This window comes from Rhodoferax sp. (genome assembly GCF_039922535.1).
In the GTDB taxonomy this organism is placed as follows: Bacteria; Pseudomonadota; Gammaproteobacteria; order Burkholderiales; family Burkholderiaceae_C; genus Rhodoferax_B.
In genome coordinates this window covers 1-6,231 of sequence record NZ_JBDTEM010000413.1, presented here as the reverse complement: position 1 = coordinate 6,231, position 6,231 = coordinate 1, and the positions used below count along the sequence as shown (strand labels likewise).

At 61.3% G+C, this 6,231-nt stretch carries 6 protein-coding genes; 3 read left to right on the top strand and 3 right to left on the bottom strand.

All coding sequences use genetic code 11. The features are described from left to right. Both purM and ABI213_RS19730 read left to right on the top strand, forming a co-directional pair. The coding region (purM, locus tag ABI213_RS19735; protein ID WP_348028362.1) for a phosphoribosylformylglycinamidine cyclo-ligase at positions 1–806 on the top strand (806 nt) is incomplete at its 5' end. A 78-nt stretch (positions 807–884) separates the two neighbouring features. After that, the gene (locus ABI213_RS19730) at positions 885–2,141 is read left to right on the top strand and encodes a PilT/PilU family type 4a pilus ATPase (protein ID WP_348028360.1); all 1,257 of its coding nucleotides are present in this window, start codon (positions 885–887) and stop codon (positions 2,139–2,141) included. Positions 2,142–2,150: 9 nt separating this feature from the next. Here ABI213_RS19730 and ABI213_RS19725 read toward each other — a convergent pair whose 3' ends face one another. Then, positions 2,151–3,449, bottom strand: a complete 1,299-nt coding sequence (locus tag ABI213_RS19725) for a hemolysin family protein (protein WP_348028358.1) — start codon at positions 3,447–3,449, stop codon at positions 2,151–2,153. 22 nt (positions 3,450–3,471) lie between these two features. Between ABI213_RS19725 and ABI213_RS19720 the strand changes: the two genes are divergently transcribed. Next, on the top strand, positions 3,472–4,317 hold the full coding sequence (locus tag ABI213_RS19720; RefSeq protein WP_348028356.1) for a symmetrical bis(5'-nucleosyl)-tetraphosphatase: 846 nt from the start codon (positions 3,472–3,474) through the stop codon (positions 4,315–4,317). On the opposite strand, the gene ABI213_RS19715 is transcribed toward ABI213_RS19720, so the two are convergent. Together ABI213_RS19715 and ABI213_RS19710 are read right to left on the bottom strand one after the other, a co-directional pair. Continuing rightward, positions 4,314–5,765 carry a DEAD/DEAH box helicase gene (locus ABI213_RS19715; RefSeq protein ID WP_348028354.1) on the bottom strand — a complete coding sequence of 484 codons (1,452 nt, stop codon included), beginning with the start codon at positions 5,763–5,765 and terminating at the stop codon, positions 4,314–4,316. The genes ABI213_RS19720 and ABI213_RS19715 overlap by 4 nt on opposite strands. Before the next feature lie 156 nt (positions 5,766–5,921). Next, the coding region (locus ABI213_RS19710) for a S16 family serine protease (RefSeq protein ID WP_348028352.1) at positions 5,922–6,231 on the bottom strand (310 nt) is incomplete at its 5' end.

Below are 6,231 nucleotides of genomic sequence, written 5' to 3'. Positions count from 1 at the left end.
GGAACGTGCACGACACCGTGGGCATCGACCTGGTGGCCATGAGCGTCAACGACGTACTGGTGCAGGGCGCAGAGCCGTTGTTCTTTCTCGATTACTTTGCCTGCGGCAAGCTCGACATCGACACCGCCGCCGCGGTGGTGGGCGGCATTGCGCGCGGCTGCGAGCTGTCGGGTTGCGCGCTGATTGGCGGCGAAACCGCAGAAATGCCCGGCATGTACCCGGCTGGCGAATACGACCTGGCCGGTTTTGCCGTGGGTGCGGTCGAAAAATCGAAAATTCTGACCGGCCGCGACATCCAGCCCGGCGACGTGGTGCTGGGCCTGGCCAGCAGCGGTGTGCATTCCAACGGCTTCAGCCTGGTGCGCAAGTGCATTGAGCGCGCCGGTGACGCAGCCCCGGCCACGCTGGACGGCAAGCCTTTCAAAGAGGCCCTGATGGAGCCCACCCGCCTGTACGTCAAAACCGTGCTGGCCGCGCTGGCCGCACACCCTATCAAGGCGCTGGCCCACATCACCGGCGGCGGACTGCTGGAAAACATCCCCCGCGTGCTGCCCGAAGGCACGGCGGCCCATCTGGTCAAAGGCAGCTGGCCCCAGACCGAGCTGTTTGCCTGGCTGCAAAAGACCGCTGGCATCGACGACTTTGAAATGAACCGCACCTTCAACAACGGCATCGGCATGGTGGTGGTGGTGGACGCAGCCAATGCAGCCGCCACGGCACAAACCCTGCGCGGCCTGGGCGAGGCGGTGTTCGAGATTGGAGTGATCGGCGCGCGCGGGGATGGCGCCGCCGTGGTCGTCGCCTAAATTTATAAAAAATAGGCCTCTGGCGCAGATTCCACCTGCGCTGGCAGCTATATAAACAGTAGCACACCAAGGTCCACCATGTCCGCACTCACCGAAGACCAGGCTCGCAGTTACATGCACAAGCTGTTGGCGGCGATGCACCAGGCGGGTGGGTCGGACCTGTTTATCGCCGCCGACTTTGCCCCCAGCATGAAGGCGCACGGCGAGATGAAACCGCTGTCGGGCCAAAAGCTCAGCGGCGACGTGACCCGCATGCTGGCCCAGGCGATGATGAACGAGCGCCAAAACGCCGAGTTCACCAAGGAAATGGAATGCAACTTCGCCATGGCCTTACCCGGCGTGGCGCGGTTTCGGGTGAATGTGTTTGTGCAGCAGCAAAACGTCAGTATGGTGATCCGCACCATCGCCGCCGAAATCCCCAGCTTCGCCACCCTGTCCCTGCCGCCGGTACTGAAAGAAGTCATCATGCACAAGCGCGGGCTGGTGCTGGTGGTGGGCGGCACCGGCTCGGGCAAATCGACTTCGCTGGCGGCCATGATCGACCACCGCAACAGCAGCTCGGGCGGCCACATCATCACCGTGGAAGACCCGGTGGAGTACGTGCACACCTCCAAGATGTCACTGGTGAGCCACCGTGAAGTAGGCGTGGACACGCATTCCTGGCACCACGCGCTGAAAAACACCCTGCGCCAGGCCCCGGATGTGATTCTGATTGGCGAAATACGCGATCCGCAGACCATGGAGCACGCGATTGCCTTCGCCGAAACCGGCCACCTGTGCCTGGCCACGCTGCACGCCAACAGCGCCAACCAGGCGCTGGACCGCATCATCAACTTCTTCCCCGAAGAGCGGCGCAACCAGCTGCTCATGGATTTGTCGGCCAATCTGCGCGCCATCGTGTCGCAGCGGCTGGTACGCACCGAAGACGGCAAGGGCCGCCGCGCCGCGGTAGAGATTCTGCTCAACACGCCCCTGGTGGCGGACCGGATTTTCAAAGGCCAGTTTGGCGACCTGAAGGCGCTGATGGAGAAATCGCGTGAACTGGGCATGCGCACTTTCGACTGGGCGCTGTTCGAGCTGTACAACGAGGGCCACATCTCCTACGAAGAAGCCCTACGCAACGCCGACTCCACCAACGAGCTGCGTCTGAACATGAAGCTCAAGAGCGCCCGGGGCGAACCCCCTGCAGCGGGTGGTATGGAGCTGACCTTTGACAAAGCCATGACCGACGAAGAAGTCGAAGCCCTGCGCGCCGAAGAGCTGCTCAAGCAGCAGCAAAAACGCCGCCAGATGGAAGACGAGCAGTTGGCTAAGCTGCGGCAGGCGAAAACCTAATCGAAAAAGCTAGTCGGCAGAGGGCAAAGCAGTGGCCAACACCTTGTCGATGCGCTTACCGTCCAGGTCCACCACTTCAAATACCCAGCCCGCGCACTCGATGCGCTCGGCGGTGGCCAGCATCCGGCCCGACACGGACATCAGCAGCCCTGCCACGGTGTTATAGCGGCCCCGGTCTTCTTCCGGCAGGTCTTTGATGTCCAGCCGCGATTTGAGCTCGTTCACCGGCATCAGCCCGTCTAACAGCCAGGAACCGTCTTCGCGCTGGGTGGCCCAGGCATCGGCCGGCGCACCGGGCTGCAGCTCGCCGGTAATGGCCTCCAATAGGTCGCGCGGGGTCAGCAGGCCCTGCACCACGCCGGATTCGTCCACCACAAACACCATGCGGCCCGACTTGGCGCGAAACTGCTCCAGCAGCTCCATGCCGCTCAAAGTCTCGGGTAGAAATGCGGCGGGCAACACATGGGGCTCCACCGGGCCGGGCAGGTCGGCCCCTAGCTCCAGCAATCGACCCACGCTGATCACGCCGACCACATCGTCCAATGAGCCCCGGCACACCGGGTACCAGGAGTGCGACCCTTTGTCGCCCGCATTGCCGGCCATGTGCAGGCACTGCGCCACGGTGTGCGAGGCCTCCAGCCATTCCATGTCGGTACGCGGCACCATCAGCGAGGTCAGGGGGCGCTCGTCCAGGCGGAACACGTTCTGCACCATCTGGTGCTCGTGTTCCTCGATGACGCCTGCGTCCACCCCCTCCTCCAGGCTGGCCACAATTTCTTCTTCGGTCACGGCACGACCCGCGTCGTTGTCCACACGCAACAATTTCAGGACGGCTTTGGTGCTCAACGACAGCAGGGTCACAAAGGGCTTGGCTCCGGTCGCCACCCAGGTCATGGGTCGCGACACATAGCGCGCCACCAGTTCGGGGTGCAGTTGGCCAATGCGCTTGGGCACCAGTTCGGCAAACACGATGTTGAAAAAGGTGATGCAGGTCACCGCAATCACGGTCGCCGTGGGGCCCGCCGCGCGCGATGCCAGGCCCATTTGCTCCAACCACGTAGACAAGCCTTCGCCGAAAGCGGCCTCCCCCAAAATACCGCTGGCCATGGTGATGGAGGTAATGCCCACCTGCACAGAGGACAAGAACTGGGTCGGGTTTTCCAGCAACTTCAGCGCGGCCTTGGCCCCTTTGTCGCCTGCCTCGGCCATCGCCGTCAAACGCGCCTTGCGGCTGGAGGCGAGCGCCAACTCCGACATGGCAAACACGGCGTTGAGCAAAGTCAACAGCACAATCAACAATATATCCATGGATCTAACGTGAGAAAAACAGATGGCACTTTACTTGATCGGCGACCTGCAAGGCTGTGATGGCGCGCTGCAGCGGCTTTTGGAGACCCTAGACTTCTCGCCCAGCCGCGACACACTCTATCTGCTGGGTGACCTGGTGAACCGGGGCCCAGCCTCACTGGAGGTGCTGCGCCGCCTAAAAGGCTATGGCGGCGCAGCCCGCTGCCTATTGGGTAACCACGACCTGCATTTGCTGGCTGCCGCCCACGGTATACGCCCTACACACCGTTTAGACACACTACAAGGCATCCTGCAGGCCCCAGACCGCACCGCACTGCTGGACTGGGTACGGCACCAGCGCATGGCCATGCACGAGACGCTAGAGGGCCAAGACATCCTGATGGTGCACGCCGGCGTACTACCAGGTTGGAGTCCAGTACTCACCATGGCGTTGGCGGCCGAAGTGGAGGCGGTGCTGCAGGGCCCCCATCTGTCGGCGTTTTTAGGCCAGATGTACGGCAATACCCCGGCAAAATGGAACGACGACTTGCAAGGTGCAGACCGGCTGCGGGTGATTGTGAATGCGCTCACACGGCTGCGCTTTTGCACCACCGACGGGGTCATGGAATTCGACAGCAAGGAAGGCGCGGGAACCCGCCCCGAGGGCTACCTACCCTGGTTTGACGTGCCGGGTCGGCAAACCGCCCACATGGCTGTGGCCTTTGGCCATTGGTCTACGCTAGGGTGGTTGGGTCGCAGAGACGTGTTGTCGCTAGACACCGGCTGTGTGTGGGGAGGTTCGCTGAGTGCGCTGAGGATTGGAGCGACTCCGGCCGCCAACGAACTTATCCAGGTGCGCTGCGAACAGGCGCAGCGACCAGGAAATTAAGCGGCTACCGGGGCGCTGATGGCCTTGAACAAGGCGGCCACCTTGCGCTTGGGTTTGATATTGGCCGAGATACCGCGCACGGTGGCGTGTTTGGCAGCAGCTTCCCAGGTGGGTGCTTCGGTGACTGCGGTTGCCTCGTAGGGCTTGTCAAAGAATGGATCACGCGGTGCGCTGTGGCGCTGCTGGGGGCGCGGAGCCGGACGCGGGGTGTCGATGACATCGCGTGGATCGTCGCCACCCCAGGCGCGGCGGCCGTCGTTGATGCGACCTTGCTCGCGGATCTTGGGGGTGTCTTCTTCGAACTCCATGGCTTCGAGTTCAATCTTGCTCTTCACCAGCTTCTCAATATCGGCTACCAGACGGGCATCGCTGCCCGCCACGAAGCTGACCGCGATGCCGGAGGCCCCGGCACGGCCGGTGCGGCCAATGCGGTGCACATAGTCTTCTGCGTTGAAGGGTACATCGAAGTTGAACACGGCAGGCACGTCCTTGATGTCCAGGCCACGCGCAGCCACATCGGTGCAGATGAGCAGGTCCACCTCGCCTTTTTTGAAAGACTCCAAGGCTTTCAAGCGCTCGTCCTGGCTTTTATCGCCATGCAACGCCGTGGTCTTCAAGCCTTCTTTTTCCAGCGAGCGGGCCAGTCGGGCACAGCCCAATTTGCTATTCACAAATACAAAAGCTTGTGTAATCCCGCGCGACTTGAGCACCTGGTGCAGCGCCCGGCGCTTGTCGTCGGCATTGACGCTGTAGAAATGCTGCTCCACTGTGGAGGCAGTGGCGTTGGAGCGGGCCACTTCGATAGTGACCGGGTCTTGCAGGTAGCTGCTGGCCAGACGCTTGATTTCGGGCGAGAACGTGGCCGAGAACAGCAAGGTGGTGCGCTGCTTGGGCAGATAACTCAGGATGCGCTGCAGGTCGGGCAAAAAGCCAATGTCGAGCATGCGGTCAGCTTCGTCCAGCACCACGTACTCGACCTGGTTCAACACCGCATTTTTGGCTTCGATGTGGTCCAGCAAACGGCCTGGCGTAGCGACCAGAATCTCCACGCCTTTTTTCAGCTCCAGCGTCTGCGGCTTCATGTCCATACCGCCAAACACCACGGCACTGCGCAGGTTGGTGTGCTTGGCATATGACTTGACGGCCTGAGCTACCTGGTCGGCCAGCTCACGCGTAGGCAATAGCACCAAGGCCCGCACCGGATGGCGGGCAGGTGACGTAGAAGCGTTTTCATGCTTCAGCATGCGCTGTAGCAATGGCAAAGAGAAGGCTGCCGTTTTACCGGTGCCGGTCTGGGCAGCGCCCATCACGTCACGTCCTTGCAACACCACCGGAATGGCTTGCGCCTGGATGGGTGTCATGGCGGTGTAGCCCATGTCGGCCACAGCACGTGACAGGGGTTCTGCAAGCTGCAGCTGCGAGAAAGAATCCAGGGGGGTATCGCTCATCAATTCCGAAAGGGTTGTGGCTATTCAAACAATAGCAAATTGCACCCACGTGGCGTGGGTAAACCCCGATTATCTCTGAAATTGCAAATCCAGGTCCAAAATGGATAAAGGCCGATGGAGTAAACCCCATCGGCCTTATGTTCAGTCAGTCGTCAGTTAGTGCTTGACAGAGACCGCCGGCGCAACGACTGCTGCTTCTAGCACCGCAGCAGGAGCCGCGACCACAGGCTCTTCATCAGGCAACGGCTGGGGCATACGTTCCAAGGCCACTTCCAGGACTTGGTCGATCCATTTCACCGGGATAATTTCCAAACCGTTTTTAACATTCTCGGGAATGTCTTGCAGGTCTTTGGCATTTTCCTCGGGGATCAACACCGTCTTGATACCACCGCGTAAAGCGGCCAACAACTTTTCTTTCAAGCCGCCGATGGCTGTGACTTCGCCGCGCAAGGTAATTTCACCGGTC